This is a genomic window from Rahnella sp. JUb53 (genome assembly GCF_004346065.1).
GTDB lineage: Bacteria > Pseudomonadota > Gammaproteobacteria > Enterobacterales > Enterobacteriaceae > Rahnella > Rahnella variigena.
Genome location: NZ_SLYT01000010.1, coordinates 162,138 through 181,854 on the forward strand (window position 1 = coordinate 162,138; position 19,717 = coordinate 181,854).

Sequence of the window (19,717 nt, forward strand, 5' to 3'; positions counted from 1 at the left end):
AAGTATTATCGCTCGTCTTTTAAGCAACTATGACACACACATGAAGGCAAACGCGATCCTAATAATCGCCTCCATGTTGCTCACAGGTTGCCAGGCGTCCAGGCAGGGCGTGAAGGTACCGGAACAACATGCACAGAGTTTGTCTTCAGCAAGTCAAAGTGAAGCAGGACAGTACACAGATGATGGCCGTGCGGCCTCTGGGGGATGGTTGGATGGAAACGACACCGTCTCCCAACAAAATTTGTGGAACTTCATAGGCGACGAGCTGAAGATGAAGGTTCCGGATAATCCCCGGATCCGCGAACAAAGAGTTAAATATTTAAAGAATAAGAGCTATCTCCACGATGTAACATTACGGGCAGAGCCGTACATGTACTGGATCACCGAGCAGATTAAGAAACGTAATATGCCGATGGAACTGGTACTGCTACCCATAGTGGAGAGCGCTTTTGACCCTAAAGCAACCTCATCAGCTAACGCTGCAGGGTTGTGGCAGATTGTGCCTCAAACGGGTCGAAACTATGGTTTGAAACAAAACCAGTGGTATGACGGTCGCCGCGATGTTGTGGCTTCGACAACCGCTGCGCTTGATATGATGCAACGCCTGAACAAGATGTTTGGTGGTGACTGGTTACTGACCGTTGCTGCGTATAACAGTGGTGAAGGCCGCGTAATGCAAGCGGTGAAAGCGAACAAAGCTAAGGGTCGTTCGACTGACTTCTGGGCGCTGGCGCTTCCACGTGAAACATCGATTTATGTGCCGAAGATGTTAGCCCTGAGCGACATTCTCAAGCACAGTAAAAAATACGGTATCAACCTGCCGAAACCGAGTGAAGACCGTGCCCTGGCGCGTGTTGAAGTCGGACAGCAGATGCAACTGACCCAGGCGGCGGAGATGGCGGGCATGTCCCTGACCAAGCTCAAGTCGTTTAACACTGGCTACAAGAAAAATGTAACCGCGCCGAATGGCCCGCATTACATCGTTCTGCCGAAGGCGCATGCCGACCAGTTAAAAGATTCACTGGCTGATGGCGATATTGCCGCAGTACAGGAAACCAAACTGGCCAGCAACACTCCGTCAGGTGCAAAACAGTACAAGGTTCGCTCCGGCGACAGCTTGTCTGGCATTGCAGCCCGGCTGAATGTGAAGACCCGTGATTTACAGCGTTGGAACAATTTGCGCTCAGCAGGCGCGTTAAAAGTTGGGCAAACACTGCAGGTGGCGGATAACAGCGTCAGCGATACCAGTGCCAATGGCGGCAGCATCACTTATCAGGTGCGTAAAGGCGATTCATTGTCGAGCATTGCCAAGCGTCACGGCGTCAACATCAAAGATGTGATGCGCTGGAACACTAATGCCGACAACCTGCAGCCGGGCAACAAGTTAACGTTGTTCGTCAGTAACAAGATGAGTCCTGATACCTGATTCGTAACGGTACCGGCAATAAAAAAGCACCCTGAATATTCCGGGTGCTTTTTTTATGTCTGCGTTTTTTGACTGTGTTCTTTTGAGCCGCGTTCTTTTGTTCAACAAAAAAAGCGCTACAACGCCAGCGGTTTACTTGCCATAAACTCAACCCGCAACGGGTTGTGGTCTGAAGCCCGCGTTTCCATCACCGACGCACTGGTGACGCTCAGGTCTCGGTAGAAGATGAAATCCAGCGGCCTGCCGAACGCCCGCTTACGATAGTCAGAAGGAAAACGCACTTCCTCCAGATGGATATTCCCCGCAAAGCCGTACAGTGCGTTAATACGCTGTTTGCTCCAGGCGTTGAAATCCCCCGCCATAATCACCGGCCCTTTATGGTTAGCAATCTGCTCACCAATCGGGTCGAGCTGTTTGCTGTAGACGTCAATACCGATGCTGAAATTGACGGCATGAATATTCACCACCATCAGCAAACGGCCATCCAGAAGCGGATAGACAGTCACTAATGCCGATTTAGACAGCCTCAGAAGTGGCTCACGCTCACGCAGCGGGCAACAATAAACCGGATGCGCCGCAGAGAGTGTCATCACGCCAGAGGGGTGCTGAGGCAGCATAAACGCCGGCACCTGATCGGCAGCCAGATAGTTGGATGTGGCAAAGCGGATCAGTTCGGGCGTCGTCTGCGCCTCCTGAAGTAACACCAGTTGCGCATCTTTGCCGTAATCGCGCAGAACTGACAACCAGTCAGCCCGCTGCTGTTTAAAGATATTCCACACCATGACGCGCAGAATATTCGAGTTGGGTAGCGCAGCACCCGGCGGCAAATCCGGCCCTAAATGTGCGAGGGCACCCGGAAAGATTTGCTCAGCGGGCTGACCTGCGACATACCTCATTGCATATGTTTTTTTCCGCACGCTAATCGCCTGTTTACCCGTTGTATCGTTGCTATATGAGAGAGATTCCCACAGCGAAAGTTCAGTATACGCCCGCAGACGCTCAGGCCAAATCTGTTTACATTGGTATACAACCTGGTCACATCTACAGGCTAGCACAAAAACGAAAACGGCCCGCCGAAGCGAGCCGTGAAGACACAGAATGCAGGATAAATCAGGCCAGCGCCGCTTTCGGCTTGCGGTCGAGATGCCCGCTCAGACGGATAAGTAACAGCGCGCCCGCGACGATCACCGCGCCAATCCACGGCGTTTGCGCCAGACCAATTGTGGAAACCACCTGCCCGCCAATCACCGAACCTAAAGCGATACCGACGTTAAATGCTGCGATGTTCAGACCAGACGCCACATCGACCGCATTCGGCGTTACCTCTTCGGCTTTCTGCACCACGTAAACCTGCAATCCCGGTACGTTGCCGAAGGCGAAAATACCCATCACCAGCAGCGTGATCAACGCCGGAATACCGAAACCTGAAGTGAACTGGAAAATCAGCAACAGCGCGGCAAGTGCGGCAAAAATAATCGTCAGCGCTTTAACGGCTCCGTGGCGGTCAGCCAGTTTGCCGCCCCAGATATTGCCGATGGCAACCGACACGCCATACGCCAGCAGGATCCAGCTGACCATACTGGCGGAGAAACCGGCCTGTTCCTGCATCATCGGCGCAAGAAACGTGAACGTAGTGAATACGCCGCCGTAACCCAGCGCGGTGATGGCGTAAATCAGTAACAGACGCGGGTTCATCAGCACTTTGACCTGATCGGCAATACGCGCTGCCGCTTTGTTTTTGATGTTATTCGGTACCAGGATCGCGCTGGCGATAATGGCAACGACACCAATCAGCGACACCGCGAGGAAAGTTTCACGCCAGCCGAAATGCTGACCGATAAATGTCCCGAGCGGCACACCCGTCACCAGTGCCACGGTCAGACCACCAAACATCAGCGCGATGGCAGAAGCCGCTTTTTCTTTCGACACCAGACTGGTGGCAATGGTCGAGCCAATAGAGAAGAACACACCATGCGCCAGGCCGGTAAGCAGGCGCGCCATCACCAGCGTGCTGTAATTCGGTGACTGCCACGCCAGCAGGTTACCCAGCGTGAACAGCACCATCAGGCCAATCAGCAACGTTTTGCGCGGTACGCGGCCGGTCAGTGCGGTCAGAACCGGTGCGCCAATCGCCACGCCGAGCGCGTAAATGGACACCAGCAAACCGGCGGACGGGACTGAAACGTCCAGTTGCTGTGCGATGGTCGGCACCAGGCCGACGATAACAAACTCTGTTGTTCCTATAGCGAACGCACTGATGGTCAGTGCTAATAGTGCAAGCGGCATAACCTTTACTCCACATGAATATCGATTTGATGGCGGCTATTATCGGCTTGTGCTTAAATGACAGAAATAACCAAAATATCAATTTATTTATGCTGGAGTAACAACAATGCGAGCCAGTTCTGAAGAGTTGATTACCTTTGTCACGGTGGTGGAAAGCGGCAGTTTCAGCCGCGCGGCAGAACAGCTGGGACAGGATAATTCCGTGGTCAGCCGGACGCTGAAACGTCTGGAGCAAAAACTGGGCATCACCCTGCTCAACCGTACCACGCGCCAGATAAGCCTGACGCACGAGGGCGAGCGCTATTTCGTCCGCGTACAGAAGATCCTGCACGAAATGGCGGCAGCAGAAGACGATCTGCTGGAGAACCGCGACGATCCGCAGGGGGTTTTACGCATCGATGCAGCGACGCCGGTTATTTTGCATATCATTTCGCCGCTGGTGGCAGAATTCACCGAACGATTCCCGAAGATGTCGCTCGCGCTTTTTTCTTCCGAGAGCAATATCAATCTGATCGACCATAAAGTGGATGTGGCGATCCGCGTCGGTGAGCTGGAAGATTCCAGCCTGCGGGCGCGCAAGCTGATGCTCAGCTATCGCAGCGTGCTGGCGTCACCGGATTACCTGAAAAAATGGGGGACGCCGCAAAGCGCTGATGATCTGCTTAAACACCGCTGTCTGGGCTTTAACGAAGTGGTGGCGCTGAACAAATGGCCACTGCTGTGCGCGGACGGCCAGCAACTGACGGTCACACCGTTTATCAGCTCAGGAAGTGGTGAGACACTGCGCAGATTGTGTTTACAGGGCAACGGCATTGCCTGTCTGTCGGATTTTATGACCGATGAGGATGTTGCACGGGGAGATCTGGTGAAACTGCTGGTACCGGATACCCTGCGTATCGCCATGCCATTCCATGCGGTGTATTACAGCGATCAGACGGTGAGCACAAGGATCCGGTGTTTTATTGATTTTCTGAGTGAAAAGCTGGGAACACGCGGGGCCTGAATATCCCCCCAGAAGACTTTTGATTTGAACGCAATAATCAGCGGGAGGAAAATTGCGACCATGGCCGGCAAGCCAGTGGGACAAAATCACCGGAAGCCGCGTTAAAAGCATATTCTTCAAGTTCTGAAACACCCGCAGGCAGCGCCAGCGCACGCATCTCAGAACCATCGGCTAAATACCATAACTGCGTGTCCGTGGCGGGTTCAGATGTAAAAGACCTGAAGGCAGGATCGAGGCGGATCCGGTCCATCTGCCACACGCTGCCGCCCTGCTGTTTCAGCCACGCTTCACGCAGACACCACAGTTGCCAGAACGCCATTTGCGGTTCCGCTTGTTCCATCAGCCACAGAAATTCAGTGTCACTGAATGCTTCGCGGGCGACGTCATGATAACGACGCCGCGGACGCATTTGCTCCACATCGCCTCCGGCTTCACCCGCCTGACATAGCAGCAGTTGCAGATGATTTTTGCTGTGGCTGAGAGAAAAATGCGGCAGGGATACATCGGCAAAAAAGGGTTTTCCGTGCGCGGAAAACTGCAGTTCCGGCAAGGTCTCACAACCGCAGAAAACGGACAATGCTTCGGCCAGCAGCACCCTGCCCGCACGCCATTGCTGGCGGCGGGCGGGGTTCATTGCGGCACTTTTAGCGATCATGTCTGCGGACAAGCGGGACAACGAAAAAGGGTCATCCATCGATGCAGTGATGAGACGCGCAGAGTTCATTGTTTACTGCCAGCGACGGAAAACTAAAGAGGTATTGATCCCGCCGAATGCAAAGTTATTCGACTGAATAAATTCAGTCTGAATATGGCGCGATTCCCCCATGATGTAGTCCAGTTCGCCGCAAAGCGGATCCGGCTGCGTCAGGTTGATGGTCGGCACAAACCGGTCTTCACGCATCATTTCCAGCGACATCCACGCTTCCAGCGCACCACAGGCACCGAGCGTATGGCCGAAGTAACTTTTCAGCGATGAAATGGCCGTCTGATTACCAAACACGGCAGCAGTTGCGTGACTTTCCGCGATATCGCCGCGATCCGTTGCCGTGCCATGCGCACTGATATAGCCAATTTCAGAAGCAGGAATACCGGCATTTTTCAGCGCTTTTTCGATACAAATCTGCATGGTGGATTGCTGCGGCTGGGTAATATGCGCCGCGTCACAATTGGTGGCGAATCCGACGATTTCAGCGTAAATTTTCGCGCCCCGCGCCTGTGCATGTTCGAGGGATTCAAGAATAAGCGCCCCGGCGCCTTCGCCAATGACCAGACCGTCACGCTGTGTGTCAAACGGACGCGGCGAAAGTTCAGGGTGATCATTCTGCTGGCTGGTGGCGAACAGCGTGTCGAACACGGCGGCTTCAGACGGGCAGATTTCTTCCGCACCGCCCGCCACCATCACAGTCTGGTAACCGTGTTTGATCGCTTCATAGGCATAACCGATGGCCTGACTGCCGGAGGTACAGGCGCTGGACGTCGGGATAACACGCCCTTTCAGCCCGAAGAACAATCCTGCATTCACGGCCGTGGTGTGCGGCATCATCTGCACATACGTCGTGCCGGTGATGTTATTGGTGTGCTTCTCCGTCAGCATGGTGGCGAATTCACTCACCGGACCAGTGCTACCGGTCGATGAACCGAACGCAATGCCGGTCTCGCCATCGGTCAGAACCGGGTCCTCCAGCAAACCGGCCTGTTCCAGCGCCAGTTCCACTGCACGCGTTGAAAGTAGCGAGACGCGCCCCATCGACCGGATACGTTTGCGGGTGTAGTGCGCAGGCAACACAAAATCATCCACCGGTGCGCCCAGATGAGTGTTAAGCCCCTGGTAAATCAACCATTCATCCATATGACGAACGGCATTTTTACCCTGCTGCAGACGGGCAGAAACCTCGTCCCAATGGTTGCCGAATGCCGTAATCCCTTTCATGCCGGTGATCACTACACGATGACTCATACCATGCCTCCGTTGATGGAGATTACCTGGCGTGTCACATAGCCCGCGATATCCGACATCAGATAGCTCGCCAATCCGGCGACTTCTTCGGCACGTCCCATACGTTTAAGTGGGATCATGCTCATGGCAGCATCCAGCGCCGGCTGTTCCATGTCGAGCATACCGGTGTCGATCAGCCCCGGCGCAATACAGTTGACGGTGATTTTGCGTTTCGCCAGCTCCAGCGACAGAGCCTTGCAGGCGCCGATAATCCCGGCTTTGGCCGCACTGTAATTGACCTGACCGCGGTTGCCCGTGATACCGGAAACCGAGGAAAGTGCGATAATGCGCCCGCCCTGACGCAGGCCGATCATCGGCATTACGCAGGGGTGTAAAACATTGTAGAAACTGTCGAGATTAGTGTGGATCACGCCGTCCCAGTCTTCGTCAGTCAGCGCAGGAAACGCGCCGTCGCGGGTAATACCGGCGTTATTAATCACACCGTAATACGCACCATGCGCTTCTATGTCCGCGTCGATCACGTCGCGGCACTGCTGGCGGTTGCTGATGTCGAACTGCACAATGCGCCCGCTACCGCCATTTTCAGTTATTTGTTGCAGGGTGTTTTCTGCACCTGCTTGATCGCTGTGGTAGTGAATGACTACCAAAAAACCCTCACCTGCCAGCCGACAGGCAATGGCTTTGCCGATCCCCTTGCTGGCACCGGTCACTAATACCGAACGCGTCATTCCAGTTTCCCCTGTGTCAATTTAATCAATTCATCCTTGTCTGGCTGGTACGTATTCAGCCTTCCCTGTGCAACCTGAAGGTTGTCTTGTTCTCGTTTGATGCAGATAACGCCTTCAAAGCTGGCGAGTTTTTCGTCGCGCAATACCATCGCCACGCTTATCCGTAATTCACTGCCTGCTGTAAATTCCGGCACGCTGCATTTTATCGCCCTGCCGCCCAGCAGCATGCCCACCTGCGGCGATAACCCGCTCTGCGCGCCGTGCCAGCCACTCCACACGCCAATAGTTTGCGCGATGAGCTCAATGGCGTACCACGCGGGCAACGCACCACGAGCATTGAGAAACGGTGCCAGCACGCCGTTTTCTGAAACCACGACGCTGCACAACGCCGTTTCTTCTGTCACGTCGATGATGTTTTCCAGCAACACCATCGGCGATTCATGCGGTAAATAATCTGCTGCGTTTAAGGCATTCATGACGGTCTTCCGATCACCAGGCTGGCGTTATTGCCGCCAAAAGCAAAGGAGTTGGATAAAATGACCGGTTTCTCCGCCATTACTGTGGTTTCCACCAGACGGATATCCGGCAGGCTGATATCCCGCGGCGTTATGCTGAAATCCTGTCGCGGCAACGCAAGATGTTGCGTGAGGATAAGCCAGCTCAGCGCCGCTTCCGTTGCGCCCGCCGCACCCAGCGTATGGCCGGTAAGATGCTTGGTAGAACTGCACGGCGTCCGGTTGCCAAACAACCGGTGGATCACCGCCGCTTCCACCTGATCGTTAAGCGGAGTAGCAGTGCCATGCGCATTGATGTAGCCCACCTCATCGGGAAGCAGACCGGCCTGTTCTAACGCCATAATAATGGCACGTTCGGCGCCCAGCCCTTCAGGATGCGGCGCAGACATATGCCAGGCATCTGATGATTCACCGGCGCCAAGCAGCGCAATCTCTGCCGGTTCACGTGTCAGCAAAATCAGGGCTGATGCCTCACCGATATTGATCCCATCGCGGTTTTGCCCGAATGGCGTGCAATGACCGCGGGAATAAGATTCCAGACTGTTAAAGCCGTTTACCGGCATCCGGCACAAACTGTCAGCCCCGCCGACCAGCGCGGCATCAGCCAGCCCGGATTCAATCAGGCGTTTTCCGCTGATAATCGCTTTCGCACTGGAAGAACAGGCCGTCGATAAGGTATAGGCAGGACCATTCAGATCCAGCAGTTGCGCCATAAACTGTGAAGGATCACCCAACTCCTGTTGCTGATAGTCATAACCCGCAGGGAATTCACCATGCTGCTGAAGATAGCGTACCGCGTCTTCACCTTCAGCAATGCCTGACGTGCTGGTGCCCATTACGATTGCCACGCGATCTTTGCCATAACGGGCGATCGCGTCTTTTACCGGCGCTTCAATTTGCGCCAGCGCGGCCAGTAACAGCTGATTATTGCGGCTGCGGTGCGCAGAGAGATCTGCCGGGATGGCAGGCAAGTCACCCGTTACACTGCCCAGCCAGACCGGCCGGTCTTCCGTCAGCCAGCCTTCCTGCACGGTCATACCCGGCGCTACGCCCGCCATCAGGCTGGCTGCGATTTGCGCGTTGTTATTTCCCAGCGCGTTAACCATGCCCACGGCCGAAAAGTAGATCATGTTATTCACCGACATTCTGGATAGTTATCTGGTAGTGAAACGCCATCTGAGTAATCGAAACGGGCTGACGCGTGCCGCCCTGCACCACGTAATCAATACGGGTGACGGCATGGCCTTCGTTATCCAGTAATGTCCGGCGCAAAGGCTGCTCATCGAACGTCCAGCCCGCTGGCAGCAACGGTTGCCAGCTCTTTACCGGCCAGTAGCTCAACATAATATCGGCCAGAACCTGATTAGCGGGAGGTAAACCCTCAATTTTTATCGCCTGCTCGGTGTGGATGCCTGTTTGATCGTAGACCACTTTGAACAGGCGGATCCCAAGCGGAGACAATCCGGCCAGTTGCAGCGATTTGCCATCCGCATTAAGCAGCACCAGCAATGACTGCTGTTTGCCGTTGACGGTAGCCGTCAGTAACTGTTGCTGACTGACCGGCTTATCTAATAAGGGGGCGGGGAGTTTCACCTGCACGCCGCGTTTTAGCCACGCCTGAGGCTCAGTACCGGAAGGTGAATTTGTCGCACAACCGCCAAGCATTAAGATAAGAAGCGCCAGCACCGGCCACATCAATCGGGTCATTTTTTACGTCCTCGTTTTTTTGCCGGCAAGGTCAGTGGCGACAGCAGGAAAGCCGTTAATATACCGGCGCTCAGTACGATCCCGAAACTGCTGATCGCCTGTGTCGAGCTGAACACCAGCATGCCAAACGTCAGTAATGTCGTCACCACGGCCATGAAAATAGCAAACATTGATGTGGTGGGCGTGCCGCGCGGATTGGTGAAAAACAGGGTGTAATTGATGCCAATCCCCAGCACCAGGATCAGCGCAAGCAGGGAGAAAAGATTAAGGTTGTGACCGCTGAAACCCAGCGCCGCGACGCCCATTCCGAGCGAAAGCAGCGTCGGCACCAGGCAAATCAGCCCGTGCGGCAGACGAAAACGCCAGAGATAAATAGCCGCAATGACCGCCACACCCAGCGCCAGCAGATACGTCAGATAAACGCGGTATTGTGAGAAAAGGCTGCTGAATTCTGTTTTGCGGTCGATCCAGCCCGTTCCAGGTGTGGAAGCCGCCAGCGCCGCCATCGCTGCGCTGTCATGCACGCCGCTCACCGGAATTAACGTGGCGCTGCGCCCGTCCGGCAGCGTCAGCCACAGCAAACGCCAGCCCTCGCTTACCACACTGTTAAGCCATTGCGGCACATCAACCGTTTGCGCACTGAGATCAGGGTTCGCCACCGTCACCCCCGCCTGCTGCAACTGCGCAATAATTTGCGGGGTGCGCTGGCGGAGCAGGGATAAATCGCGCTGCTGTTGTGCTTGTGAAGGCAGGCTGAGCGCCCGGAATCCGTCAATTACGCCCTTCTCTTTGGCCTGCGCCAGCTTTGGCCGCAAAGCCTCCAGACGTTGCAGTGTCTGTTCTGCGCTGTCGCCATACACCAGCAGCCATTTCTGATCGTTGGTCTGTCCGGTCAGCGCGGCGATCTGCTGTTCCTGCTGCTGTAAATCCGCAGGAAGGGATTGCAGATCGGCGATGTCATCATTGATTTTCAGCCACGATATTCCGGCCACCACCAGCACTAAAACCAGCAAGGGTAATCCGAACCTAACGGCTTTGCGGCTGCGCCACGCCAGCAACCAGCGCATGATGATCGCCAGTCCCGGGGCTGGCCCGACCGGCAAACGCTTCGATAAATACGGATACCAGCACATTACGGTGATACAGGCGGCACTCAGCCCGGCGGCGGCAAAAACGGCCAACTGTTGCAGGCCGGGGAACGGCGCAATCAGCAACATCAGATAGGCGGCCACCGTGGTCAGCAGCGCCACAGATAAGGCGGGGAAGAGCTTTTTCAGACTTTCCAGCGGGGAATTCACCTCACCGTGTACACGCCGTTCCGTCAGGAAGTACAACGTATAGTCGGCGGAAATGCCGACAATGCTGGTACTCAGCACCAGCGTCATCACGTGAATTTCGCCAAATATCCATAAGGTCAAAACGGTGCCAGACAGCGCGCCGATAGCGACAGATAGCAGGCTGAGCAACAACGGCAGGACAGAACGGAACATCAGTAAGATCAGCGCAAACACGCCCAGCACTGATGCCGCGCCAATCGTAGAGAGATCGTGCTCAGCCTGCTGACTGGCATAATTACTGTAGAAAATCGTGCCGCGCTCGAGGACTTTCGCGCCCGGCCAGCGTGCTTCAAACGCATCTTTCGCCGCACTGAGCGCCGCCACTGTATGTTTTGCCGAGGTGATGTCATACGAAGAGGCTTTCAGCTCACCGTGCAGCAGGTACCAGTTACGGCCCTGTTTATCGCGGGCCATCAGCCAGCCCTGATCCAGCGTCATACCGGCGCTGTTTTGCTGTTGCGCCATTTGCGAAGCACGCACCAGCAGCAGCGGATCGTTTGCCAGTTCTTTGCCACTGACGCCTGAAAATGCCGAATAGACCTGACCGAGGATCCACTGACTTTGTGCCTCAGCGCCCGATTTCAGCCGCTGGCGCGAAGCGTCATCAAGCAACGCATTGCGATGTTTGAAGAAGAAAGCGCCCCACTCCTGCTGACGCTGCGCATCCATCGGCCCTGCGATCCGATTCAGCTCCGGCAACGTTTGCAGTTGCGTAAGCCAGTCATTGGCGGGCTGAACTCCGGCACCCGGCGGCGGACTGACCAGCCACATCAGTTGCCTGTCCAGCCGCTGCGTGAATCCGTCAGAAAATGCCTGCGGAATATCCGCCGTCTGCTGCTGAGGCAAAAGCGCCAGCACGCTGCTGTTAATCTGACTGCGCGGCAGCAACCATAACAGTACCGCCACCATCAACGCGATAATCAGCAGCCAGCTTTGCGCCAGTTTTCTGTGAAGATCAGGATGCAAAATGGCGTTTCTCGGCGTCGGTCAGCGTGGCAGGCGTCGTTTTTTGATTGAAGAAACGAATGTGTGTGGCATCGCCCTGCATATCATTGATATCAATATTGTTCAGGAAGGTTTCGCCATTAAGCGTGATGCTGCGGAACAGTCGGTTCAGCGGTGACACTTTCGGCGTCAGGACGAGTTTCCAGGCGCCTTTGCCCAAATCTTTAAAATCGAGAGCAAAGTTTTCATCCAGCACTTTGCGGTCTGCGTGGAACAGCGCGCTGAGCAAGGAGTTGAACTGGAACATCTGCGGGTTATTATCTGCCGTCACTACCTGCGGTTCCTGCCCCGCCATGATTTGTACCATGCGTTTTTCTGTCAGCAATAACGTCAGGCTGAACGGTTTTTCCTGCTGCCACCACAACCCCTGCTGCTGAGCAATCAGCAGATTGCCGCTGGAATTGAGCGGTTGTGCCATCCCGCTGATGGTTCTTTGCTGCGCAAAATCAGCACGCAATACCGGCACCTGACTGAAGCGTTGCTGTAATTCTTCCAGCGTGACGGCGTGCGCGGTTACGCTTAAGAAGGTCAGTACGAGGAACAGAAAAGCTTTCACAGACTGACTCCTGTTTTATCGAAAAGCACCTGCGGCGAGACGAAGCACATTTCTTTCGTGGTGGCATCTACCGCGACCTGCAATGTGTAACCCGTCGTCGTGCGTTTACCGGTTTCGATGTCATAAATCTGATAGCCGATACGCAGACGATTTTCAATTTCCTCAAGCTGAGCATGAACCGCAATACGCTGCTCAAAGAGCACCGGTGCGATGTATTTCAGGCGGGTATCCACAATCGGCCAGACATAACCGGATGCCTCCATCTGACGGTAACCGTAATCAAACTGTTTGAGTAACTGCTCGCGCGCGACTTCCAGATAACGGAAATAGTTGCCGTGCCAGACCACGCCCATCGCATCGGCATCATGGAAAGGCACAGTGATTTCGACACGGGTGGAAAATCGCGGATCGTTAAAACGCGGATCAAGTTTGGAAGTCATATCAGTCAGGTTTCCTGTCAGGGGCGACATCCGCGGGATGCTGCCAGAAATCATAAAAATTGAACCAGTCGTGCGGCGCGAGCAGGCTGTAATGTTCCAGCCGTGTGGCATAGTGATCGACAGCGGCCTGCAGCGCAGGCAGACGCTTGCCGCGCGGAAGGATCAGGGGATCCGCAAAAGATTCACAGTAAATATGCAGCCGCTGTTGCTGCATGATGCCAAACATCAGCATGACCGGCGCACGCAACGCCGCAGCCAGAATAAAAGGCCCTTGCGGGAAGGCCGCGGGCTGGCCCAGAAACTCGCTGTAAATGATGCGGGAATGCTCACCGCGCTGATGCTGGCTGGCAGACGTGCGGTCACCGACAATCGCTACCCATTCACCAGCATCCAGTTTTTCCTGCAATAAAATAGCCGTTTCCGGCCCCATCTGGCTGACCTGAATGAGATTAACCACCGCCTGCGGATTAATTTCTTTCATCACCTGATTGAACCGCTCGGCGTGTTCGGTAAACACCAGCGCATTGACGGTGATCCGGTAATTGAGCGCACCAATCGCCCGGCAGGATTCGATGTCGCCCAGATGTGAAGCGAGGATCAGCGTGCCACGGCCGGAGGCAATATGTGATTCACAAATTTCGGGATTGACCAGCACCGGATCAGTCAGAGTTTTATCGCCCTGCCAGCTCGCCAGTTTACTCAGCATAGATTCACCAAAGCGCATGAAATGGCGGAACGTACTCAGCGGATAAGGCAAGGAAATGTTGCGCTGTGCGGCTATAGTGCGGACACGTTCAAGCCAGTCCGCAGAGGCATTGCGCTGTTTGCGGCCAGTGAGCCAAAAATAAGTGATGACCGGATAAAGTAGCAGACGAAAAGCTTTGTAACCCAGCATCCGGTAAACCGCCAGCATCAGGCGAATGCCCCATAATCCTTTGCGTTCCTGAGTCACTGACCAGTGTTCCGGCCGGTCTTTACGCTGGCGCAGCAAATAAGGAATGCGCGGCAACATGCCAAAAAACAGCCGGGTGTGCATCCAGGAAATTTGCAGGTTGTCCTTTACGGCATCGAAATGCGAGAGGCCGTCTTCGGGGTAAGTCACCCGCGTGGGCAGGAAACGACTGCGCGTGCCCTGCCAGTAAAGACGCACCATGATTTCCGTATCGAAATCCATCCGCAAACCCAGCGTCTTTTTCTCCATCAGTTGCAGGCAAGGCCTGAGAGGATAAACGCGGAAGCCGCACATGCTGTCTTTTACTGAGAATGACAGGGTTTCGACCCATACCCAGAAATGCGTGATATAGCGGCCATAAAGACGCGATTTCGGCACGCTGTCATCGTAAACCGGCTGACCGGAGATCAGACAATCCGGGTAGCTTCTGGCTTCCGCCAGCATTGCGGGGACGTCAGAAAGCTGATGCTGACCGTCGGCGTCAACCTGCAGTGCATGAGTGAAGCCTTTTTCAGCAGCCAGCCGCAGCGCCGCCATCACGGCACCACCCTTTCCCTGATTTGCCGGTAAGCGCGTCAGACTCATCCATGGTGTGATGCAAGCCAGACGTTGTAGCTCGTCTGCCGTTTGCGCGTCGCTGCCATCGTCCACCACGATACAGGGCAGATCGAACGGCCGGAGACTTTCCAAAACACCGGCCATCATCGGCCCGTGGTTGTAGCACGGAATAATCAGGCAGGGAGAAAATGGGGCTGGCGGCATCATGGACATAATGTGATTTTCCCACTGCTGGCGACGGCATCAGCTACGCTATACCGGAATACCAGCTGGTTTTTTTCTTTAAGCCAGTCGATGTGCAAATCTACGGTTTCTTCAGGTAAAAGTGGCCGCTGGAACTTCACCACTTCCATACCAGCAAACGCTTTATTCATTCCCAAAATCGTTTCTGCGTAGTTCATGACCCAGTTAACCTGTGTCACACCAGGAAGGATTGGCGACGACGGGAAATGGCCCCTGAACCAGAGTAATTGTGCAGGCAACCTGAACGTAAGAAGCAGGCCGGTTTCGCTGGTGAGTTGCTGGTTCAACACGTCAGGCATAATCATAAAAACATCTCCTGTAGTTCAGCAGCCGAGCGCTTGCCTTGCTGGTTAAGGGGGATCGCCGGAACAATGCGCCAGTATCGTGGCAGCGCAACGGGCGATATCCAGCTGCGCAGGCTCTGACGAAGATTATCCAGCAGCGCTACCTGACCTTGCGCATCCAGTAACTGTTCTCCGCTGCGGCTTAACACCAGCACGGCAGCCACATAAACCCGCCCGCGCTTTTCAACAGTCAGCACGCTGGCCTCTGAAAGAAGATCCAGCTGGCACAAACGTTGTTCTATTTCAGTCAGGGAGACCCGTTGCTCGGCTATTTTAACGATCCGGTCTTTGCGACCCAGCAACTCAAAATGACACGGGTCGGCAGGCAACATTCGAATCTCATCGCTGAGCTTGAAGCAGCACGAAGGCGAAATCAGTGGCGAAATCAGGGAAGTATTGCCATCAGGGCTGAGCGAAAAGACGATATCTCCAAACAGCGTCCAGACCTGTTCTGGCTGATGCTGCTGCCGAAAAGCGATAACACCGGTTTCTGTCGTGCCATAGATTTCCGTCGGCACGTCGCCACAGGTTTGTGCGACTAAGCGTGCAGCCTCATGTTTCAGCGGTCCGCCAGCTGAAAAAACGTGCCGGAGTTTTGGCGTATTCAGCGCCGGATCCAGTCTTTCCAAAAATGCAGGGCTGCTGATGAAAACCAGAGAATGTACGGAAGCCAGAGAGTGTAATTGCTCATGATATTTAACGCTGGTGGTCGCAAACGGCAGTCCCAGAGAAAGCGGCAACATGAAAGCGAAACTCAGGCCATACATATGATGAGGGGCAACGGTGGCGGCAAAACGCGCGTCAGCAAATTCTATTCCCCAGCGTGCGCCGAGCCACTGACTTTCAAGTTCCAGACAGGAAACCGGCTTGACGATTTTTTGTGGTTTCCCCGTCGAACCGGAAGTAAACAGGATGACTGAGGCATCTTGCGGCCATGGTGGCAGAACCGTCAAAGTCTCTTGCAGCGCAAGCGGGAAACGCAGTACCGGGCAATCCGGTGACAAAGGGAGATCGGTAATCAGCGCATCAAATTCACTTTGCTGTTCAGCTAATACCGCAGGACGAAAATGACCTGGCAGAACCGGCGTTTTTCCGCTGTAAATCACCGCCAGCAGGGCGACCGCGAAAGAATAGTTATCTTCCAGACATAGCGCCCAACGGCTATGAGAAGTTCTGCGGAGCCCAGCAAGAAGAGATAGCACATCGCGACGAAACTCGTGTTGCCGCCATTCATGGCTTTCATTCCATGCGACGAGATGATCCTCAGATCTTTCCGCGCTCAACCATTTACACATCGGCAGGGTTATCACTGACGCAGACGCTTTCTGACTATCCATTCAATACCCATCAATAAGCCAATCAGCAGATAACTGATCCCGCCGTTATAAAGAGCCCATAAATCCGTATCGCCTTTCAGGCAGGTATATAAGGCCATTGACCCATTACATAAAAAGAAAACACACCAGACTTGCGTAACCCGACGTGTATACATCACGCCCCGTGGCGGTAATTCCGGTTCGCTTAAACGGGCAAGTCGCTCAACCAGAGATTGCCGGGCATAGAGAGAGCTGAAAAATACTCCCAGCAATAATGCATTCACCGCGACCGGGTAATACAGCAACATTGATGTTTCGCGGAGCAAAACGCTGGTTGCCACCAGCACGATCCCCACGATGGCAATCGCTTTTCCAAAAAAAGTAAGCTGGGATAATTTTCCGCGAAAAGTCAGTAACCGCAGAATAAATATGGCGATCAGCAAAGGTGCCAGAATGCCAGTTCCCCAATTTTTTAATCCGCACCAAACGGCTATCGGATAAGCAATCACCGCCAACGGCATTGCCCATCGGGCAATTTTTGCCAGCAATGGGAATGATAAATGCCGGAGCTTATTCACAAATATCAGGACTCAGGCGTGTTAAGCAATTCATCAATCGCATCAACAACATCCTGAACTGTTCTTACAGACTTGAACATTTCAGGTTTAATCTTTCTGCCCGTTATCTTTTGCAAATGAACAACCAGATCCACAGCATCAATACTGTCTAATTCCAGATCCTCATAAAGCTTCGCTTGCGGACTGATATCACTTTCATCAATTTCAAATAGCTTGATTAATAGGACGCTAATTTGCTGGTAAATTTCTTGCTTCTGCATAGGAATCTCTTTAACCACGCTGTACTGATATAAATCTGGCCAGACTTTCAACGGAATAGAAATGTTCGCGCATTTCCTGATTTTCAGCCGAAAGGATCACACCGTATTGTTTTTTCAACGCCAGGCCCAGTTCAAGAGCGTCAATGGAGTCCAGCCCCAAACCGTCACCAAAAAGCGGCGCCTGAGTTTCTATCTCATCTGGTGTCATACCTTCCAGATTAAGCGTCGTGATGATCAGGACTTTAATGTCGTTACTTAATGAATCCATGACTTATTTCTCATTATCTTGAGTATTTCCACGCATCAGCTCAGTGCGCAAATGTTGTGTCAGACGTCTTGCAGCCAGAGCCGGCGAAAGATCGCTTTCATAGAGAAAGTCTTCAGCTTTTACCTTATCGGCAACAGTAATAACAAACTGAGGTTTTACCGAGGGAATTTGATACCACTTTCCCCGTTTAGTCAGCATAGGCGGCTGACAGGTAATATGAACAATTCTTACATCACAATTTGCTCTCAGCGCAATGTTTGCCGCACCACGCTGTAAAGTTAACGGCTCGCCAGGCACGGTACGTGTACCTTCGGGGAAGATCAGCAGCGTTCCTCCCGCTTGCAGGCGTGTTTCACAAGCCTGCAGCAGCGTATCCGATCCGGAGTTAACCAGATATCCGGCAGCTTTAATCACGCCACTCAGAAACGGGTTTTTCAGCAAAGCTTGTTTGACAATGCAATCACAGCGCGGCATTTGTGAGGCCAGAATGACATAGTCAAGCAAGCTGGGATGATTTGCCACGATCAGACAGCCGGTATCCTGTTGAAACTTTTCATCACCTGTAAAACGGTAATCCATCACCCCAACCAGGCGCAATCCGCCGAGGAAAAACCGAAAGCTGCTGCGGATACTGTTCAGCGTCATGCGGTGCAATCTGTCTGGCTGGCGTATGATAAGCCGCAACAGATTAAACCAGATAAGCGAAAGCAACAGTCCGCCAATTCCGAAAAGTGCGAAAAAGAATCCGGTCGCCAACCATCTCCAGATACGGTTCGCCAGAGAAGACACCCCTTGGTTCAATTGAGATTCTCTCATTGCATGTCACGTGACCATTGCCAGCAGTGACGATTACCTGCATTCACCTCAAATGAAGGGGAAGATGAAAGATAACCGCGCAGGAATTGAAGACTCTGCGCAAGAGGCACTATCTGATGTTCACCGGGCATAGAAACACGCTCACACTGCAAAGTATTGCCAGCCGTTAATATTATTGCTACCGCATAAGGAAGAAACTCAGAATTTACCGATTCATTATATATCGCAGGAATTTGTCCGTCGAAATCGACCAGCATAACGCGGGAAGCCCCCGCAGATAACATTGATTGTGCTTCAAGTATTCCCTGTTGAAAACTATCATGTCCCGCGGCTAATGAGGTGACTGGCAAAGGTTTTTTATCGGTAATGGTTAACCAACCCGCCGCGGTATTGTGTACTGACATCGAAAACTCTGTCGGCGAAACAGGCTCTTCATTCGCTAAATTATGCAAAATTCGCCCTGTTTTTTCGAGCTCACCGTGACGACTGGTAAAAATAGCAGCGTCGACTTTATAATTTTCGAGCAATGAAAGACCGGTATCCACTGCAAAACGACTTCCGATACTCATACGACGCGCAGTCATCATGGGAATTTGCGTGCTTTTAGGGATTTCACCCGAGAATTTATCTGCCTCAGGCCGGTGGAACCACTGGATCCAGTGTTCGCAACTGTTAACTCCCGGAGCAAGAGCCCGCCAGTCAAGCATATCCAGTGTGAATTTCATGATGAGTGATCTTTGTGAATTATTAGAAATATGACTCTATGATATTTTATTGAAAGTTGCATCTGTAATTTGTGGACATATAACTCTGAACTATAGATTTTACTTAAGATTCCACAACAAGTTATTTTTTATCTCCACTTATTCATCCTAATATAAACAAACTTAAAACGAACTACTTATTGAGACAGGAGATTAACGTTAAACTTCTGAGCTTATTGAATAGGAAATAATATAACTGATAACAATTACCATTGTGTAAAAATAGTTATTCCGGGTTAATTAAGGCTATTTAACCGAAGTAATAACCAGTTTTATAAATATCGGGCGAGATTATCTGAGAATAAGAAAATTATACGAAGGTTAAATTCGTTTTAGCTCTGGAATTCTAAAAAACATATGCAAAAAACCCCTGAATCTTTCGATTCAGGGGTTATGCAATAAGTGGCGGAACGGACGGGGCTCGAACCCGCGACCCCCTGCGTGACAGGCAGGTATTCTAACCAACTGAACTACCGCTCCACCGGTTCTTTCACACGCATCAGCAATCGGCTGATACCTGCTTGTTCCTGTTATTTTCCTTGTCACGGGAAAAGGAACACGTTCTTTACTAATTTGATGCCTGGCAGTTCCCTACTCTCACATGGGGAGACCCCACACTACCATCGGCGCTACGGCGTTTCACTTCTGAGTTCGGCAT

At 53.0% G+C, this 19,717-nt stretch carries 21 protein-coding genes and 1 tRNA gene; 2 read left to right on the forward strand and 20 right to left on the reverse strand.

Translation table 11 applies throughout. The features are described from left to right. The first annotated feature begins 40 nt into the window (after positions 1–40). Positions 41–1,426: a murein transglycosylase D gene (gene mltD, locus EC840_RS20825; protein WP_112290800.1), complete on the forward strand. Its 1,386-nt coding sequence runs from the start codon at positions 41–43 to the stop codon at positions 1,424–1,426. 116 nt (positions 1,427–1,542) lie between these two features. Here the strand turns inward: mltD and EC840_RS20830 are convergent, their stop codons facing one another. Beyond that, on the reverse strand, positions 1,543–2,343 hold the full coding sequence (locus EC840_RS20830; protein WP_112290801.1) for an endonuclease/exonuclease/phosphatase family protein: 801 nt from the start codon (positions 2,341–2,343) through the stop codon (positions 1,543–1,545). 193 nt (positions 2,344–2,536) lie between these two features. Further along, a complete protein-coding gene (locus EC840_RS20835; protein ID WP_132966879.1) occupies positions 2,537–3,712 on the reverse strand; it encodes an MFS transporter in 1,176 nt (391 codons plus the stop codon). Between the two features lie 106 nt (positions 3,713–3,818). Between EC840_RS20835 and yafC the strand changes: the two genes are divergently transcribed. Further along, entirely contained in the window at positions 3,819–4,715 is an 897-nt protein-coding gene (gene yafC / locus EC840_RS20840; protein ID WP_132966880.1) for a DNA-binding transcriptional regulator YafC, read from the forward strand. A 37-nt stretch (positions 4,716–4,752) separates the two neighbouring features. On the opposite strand, the gene EC840_RS20845 is transcribed toward yafC, so the two are convergent. From EC840_RS20845 to EC840_RS20930, 18 genes are all read right to left on the reverse strand, one after another. Then, positions 4,753–5,439: a 4'-phosphopantetheinyl transferase superfamily protein gene (locus EC840_RS20845; RefSeq protein WP_132966882.1), complete on the reverse strand. Its 687-nt coding sequence runs from the start codon at positions 5,437–5,439 to the stop codon at positions 4,753–4,755. Positions 5,440–5,442: 3 nt separating this feature from the next. Continuing rightward, on the reverse strand, positions 5,443–6,672 hold the full coding sequence (locus tag EC840_RS20850) for a beta-ketoacyl-ACP synthase (protein WP_132966884.1): 1,230 nt from the start codon (positions 6,670–6,672) through the stop codon (positions 5,443–5,445). Then, positions 6,669–7,400 carry a 3-ketoacyl-ACP reductase FabG2 gene (locus tag EC840_RS20855; protein ID WP_129639190.1) on the reverse strand — a complete coding sequence of 244 codons (732 nt, stop codon included), beginning with the start codon at positions 7,398–7,400 and terminating at the stop codon, positions 6,669–6,671. The genes EC840_RS20850 and EC840_RS20855 overlap by 4 nt, the downstream gene beginning before the upstream one ends. After that, on the reverse strand, positions 7,397–7,876 hold the full coding sequence (locus EC840_RS20860) for a hotdog family protein (RefSeq protein ID WP_129639191.1): 480 nt from the start codon (positions 7,874–7,876) through the stop codon (positions 7,397–7,399). Before EC840_RS20860 ends, EC840_RS20855 begins: the two co-directional genes overlap by 4 nt. Beyond that, on the reverse strand, positions 7,873–9,045 hold the full coding sequence (locus EC840_RS20865; RefSeq protein ID WP_132966886.1) for a beta-ketoacyl-[acyl-carrier-protein] synthase family protein: 1,173 nt from the start codon (positions 9,043–9,045) through the stop codon (positions 7,873–7,875). The genes EC840_RS20860 and EC840_RS20865 overlap by 4 nt, the downstream gene beginning before the upstream one ends. Position 9,046: 1 nt before the next feature. Then, positions 9,047–9,622 (reverse strand): DUF3261 domain-containing protein, encoded by a 576-nt coding sequence (locus tag EC840_RS20870; protein ID WP_132966888.1) that lies wholly within the window; start codon positions 9,620–9,622, stop codon positions 9,047–9,049. Beyond that, positions 9,619–11,925: an MMPL family transporter gene (locus EC840_RS20875; protein ID WP_132966890.1), complete on the reverse strand. Its 2,307-nt coding sequence runs from the start codon at positions 11,923–11,925 to the stop codon at positions 9,619–9,621. Before EC840_RS20875 ends, EC840_RS20870 begins: the two co-directional genes overlap by 4 nt. After that, entirely contained in the window at positions 11,915–12,520 is a 606-nt protein-coding gene (locus tag EC840_RS20880) for an outer membrane lipoprotein carrier protein LolA (protein ID WP_132966892.1), read from the reverse strand. The genes EC840_RS20875 and EC840_RS20880 overlap by 11 nt, the downstream gene beginning before the upstream one ends. Next, complete coding sequence (locus EC840_RS20885) at positions 12,517–12,960, reverse strand: thioesterase family protein (RefSeq protein WP_112290815.1); 444 nt, start codon at positions 12,958–12,960, stop codon at positions 12,517–12,519. Before EC840_RS20885 ends, EC840_RS20880 begins: the two co-directional genes overlap by 4 nt. Position 12,961: 1 nt before the next feature. Next, complete coding sequence (locus tag EC840_RS20890; RefSeq protein ID WP_132966910.1) at positions 12,962–14,677, reverse strand: glycosyltransferase family 2 protein; 1,716 nt, start codon at positions 14,675–14,677, stop codon at positions 12,962–12,964. Beyond that, a complete protein-coding gene (locus EC840_RS20895) occupies positions 14,674–15,018 on the reverse strand; it encodes a hydroxymyristoyl-ACP dehydratase (RefSeq protein WP_132966894.1) in 345 nt (114 codons plus the stop codon). The genes EC840_RS20890 and EC840_RS20895 overlap by 4 nt, the downstream gene beginning before the upstream one ends. Further along, positions 15,015–16,394 (reverse strand): AMP-binding protein, encoded by a 1,380-nt coding sequence (locus EC840_RS20900; protein ID WP_243701107.1) that lies wholly within the window; start codon positions 16,392–16,394, stop codon positions 15,015–15,017. Before EC840_RS20900 ends, EC840_RS20895 begins: the two co-directional genes overlap by 4 nt. Continuing rightward, a complete protein-coding gene (locus EC840_RS20905; RefSeq protein ID WP_181955585.1) occupies positions 16,364–16,951 on the reverse strand; it encodes a hypothetical protein in 588 nt (195 codons plus the stop codon). Before EC840_RS20905 ends, EC840_RS20900 begins: the two co-directional genes overlap by 31 nt. Positions 16,952–16,956: 5 nt before the next feature. Then, the gene (locus EC840_RS20910; protein WP_112290820.1) at positions 16,957–17,211 is read right to left on the reverse strand and encodes an acyl carrier protein; all 255 of its coding nucleotides are present in this window, start codon (positions 17,209–17,211) and stop codon (positions 16,957–16,959) included. 10 nt (positions 17,212–17,221) lie between these two features. Continuing rightward, positions 17,222–17,479 carry a phosphopantetheine-binding protein gene (locus EC840_RS20915; protein WP_112290822.1) on the reverse strand — a complete coding sequence of 86 codons (258 nt, stop codon included), beginning with the start codon at positions 17,477–17,479 and terminating at the stop codon, positions 17,222–17,224. Positions 17,480–17,482: 3 nt separating this feature from the next. Further along, positions 17,483–18,295, reverse strand: a complete 813-nt coding sequence (locus tag EC840_RS20920) for a lysophospholipid acyltransferase family protein (RefSeq protein WP_113877932.1) — start codon at positions 18,293–18,295, stop codon at positions 17,483–17,485. Further along, positions 18,292–19,020: a beta-ketoacyl synthase chain length factor gene (locus tag EC840_RS20925; protein ID WP_132966898.1), complete on the reverse strand. Its 729-nt coding sequence runs from the start codon at positions 19,018–19,020 to the stop codon at positions 18,292–18,294. The genes EC840_RS20920 and EC840_RS20925 overlap by 4 nt, the downstream gene beginning before the upstream one ends. Positions 19,021–19,462: 442 nt before the next feature. Next, positions 19,463–19,539: transfer RNA gene (locus EC840_RS20930), tRNA-Asp, on the reverse strand. Positions 19,540–19,717: the final 178 nt, after the last annotated feature.

Coding starts and splice junctions, on each gene's coding strand:
- EC840_RS20865 (WP_132966886.1), bottom strand. CDS start 9,045: ATGATCTACTTTTCGGCCGTGGGCATGGTTAACGCGCTGGGAAATAAC.
- EC840_RS20900 (WP_243701107.1), bottom strand. CDS start 16,394: ATGGATAGTCAGAAAGCGTCTGCGTCAGTGATAACCCTGCCGATGTGT.
- EC840_RS20860 (WP_129639191.1), bottom strand. CDS start 7,876: ATGAATGCCTTAAACGCAGCAGATTATTTACCGCATGAATCGCCGATG.
- EC840_RS20850 (WP_132966884.1), bottom strand. CDS start 6,672: ATGAGTCATCGTGTAGTGATCACCGGCATGAAAGGGATTACGGCATTC.
- EC840_RS20885 (WP_112290815.1), bottom strand. CDS start 12,960: ATGACTTCCAAACTTGATCCGCGTTTTAACGATCCGCGATTTTCCACC.
- yafC (WP_132966880.1), top strand. CDS start 3,819: ATGCGAGCCAGTTCTGAAGAGTTGATTACCTTTGTCACGGTGGTGGAA.
- EC840_RS20890 (WP_132966910.1), bottom strand. CDS start 14,677: ATGATGCCGCCAGCCCCATTTTCTCCCTGCCTGATTATTCCGTGCTAC.
- EC840_RS20870 (WP_132966888.1), bottom strand. CDS start 9,622: ATGACCCGATTGATGTGGCCGGTGCTGGCGCTTCTTATCTTAATGCTT.
- EC840_RS20835 (WP_132966879.1), bottom strand. CDS start 3,712: ATGCCGCTTGCACTATTAGCACTGACCATCAGTGCGTTCGCTATAGGA.
- EC840_RS20855 (WP_129639190.1), bottom strand. CDS start 7,400: ATGACGCGTTCGGTATTAGTGACCGGTGCCAGCAAGGGGATCGGCAAA.
- mltD (WP_112290800.1), top strand. CDS start 41: ATGAAGGCAAACGCGATCCTAATAATCGCCTCCATGTTGCTCACAGGT.
- EC840_RS20910 (WP_112290820.1), bottom strand. CDS start 17,211: ATGCAGAAGCAAGAAATTTACCAGCAAATTAGCGTCCTATTAATCAAG.
- EC840_RS20895 (WP_132966894.1), bottom strand. CDS start 15,018: ATGATTATGCCTGACGTGTTGAACCAGCAACTCACCAGCGAAACCGGC.
- EC840_RS20920 (WP_113877932.1), bottom strand. CDS start 18,295: ATGAGAGAATCTCAATTGAACCAAGGGGTGTCTTCTCTGGCGAACCGT.
- EC840_RS20845 (WP_132966882.1), bottom strand. CDS start 5,439: ATGAACTCTGCGCGTCTCATCACTGCATCGATGGATGACCCTTTTTCG.
- EC840_RS20925 (WP_132966898.1), bottom strand. CDS start 19,020: ATGAAATTCACACTGGATATGCTTGACTGGCGGGCTCTTGCTCCGGGA.
- EC840_RS20915 (WP_112290822.1), bottom strand. CDS start 17,479: ATGGATTCATTAAGTAACGACATTAAAGTCCTGATCATCACGACGCTT.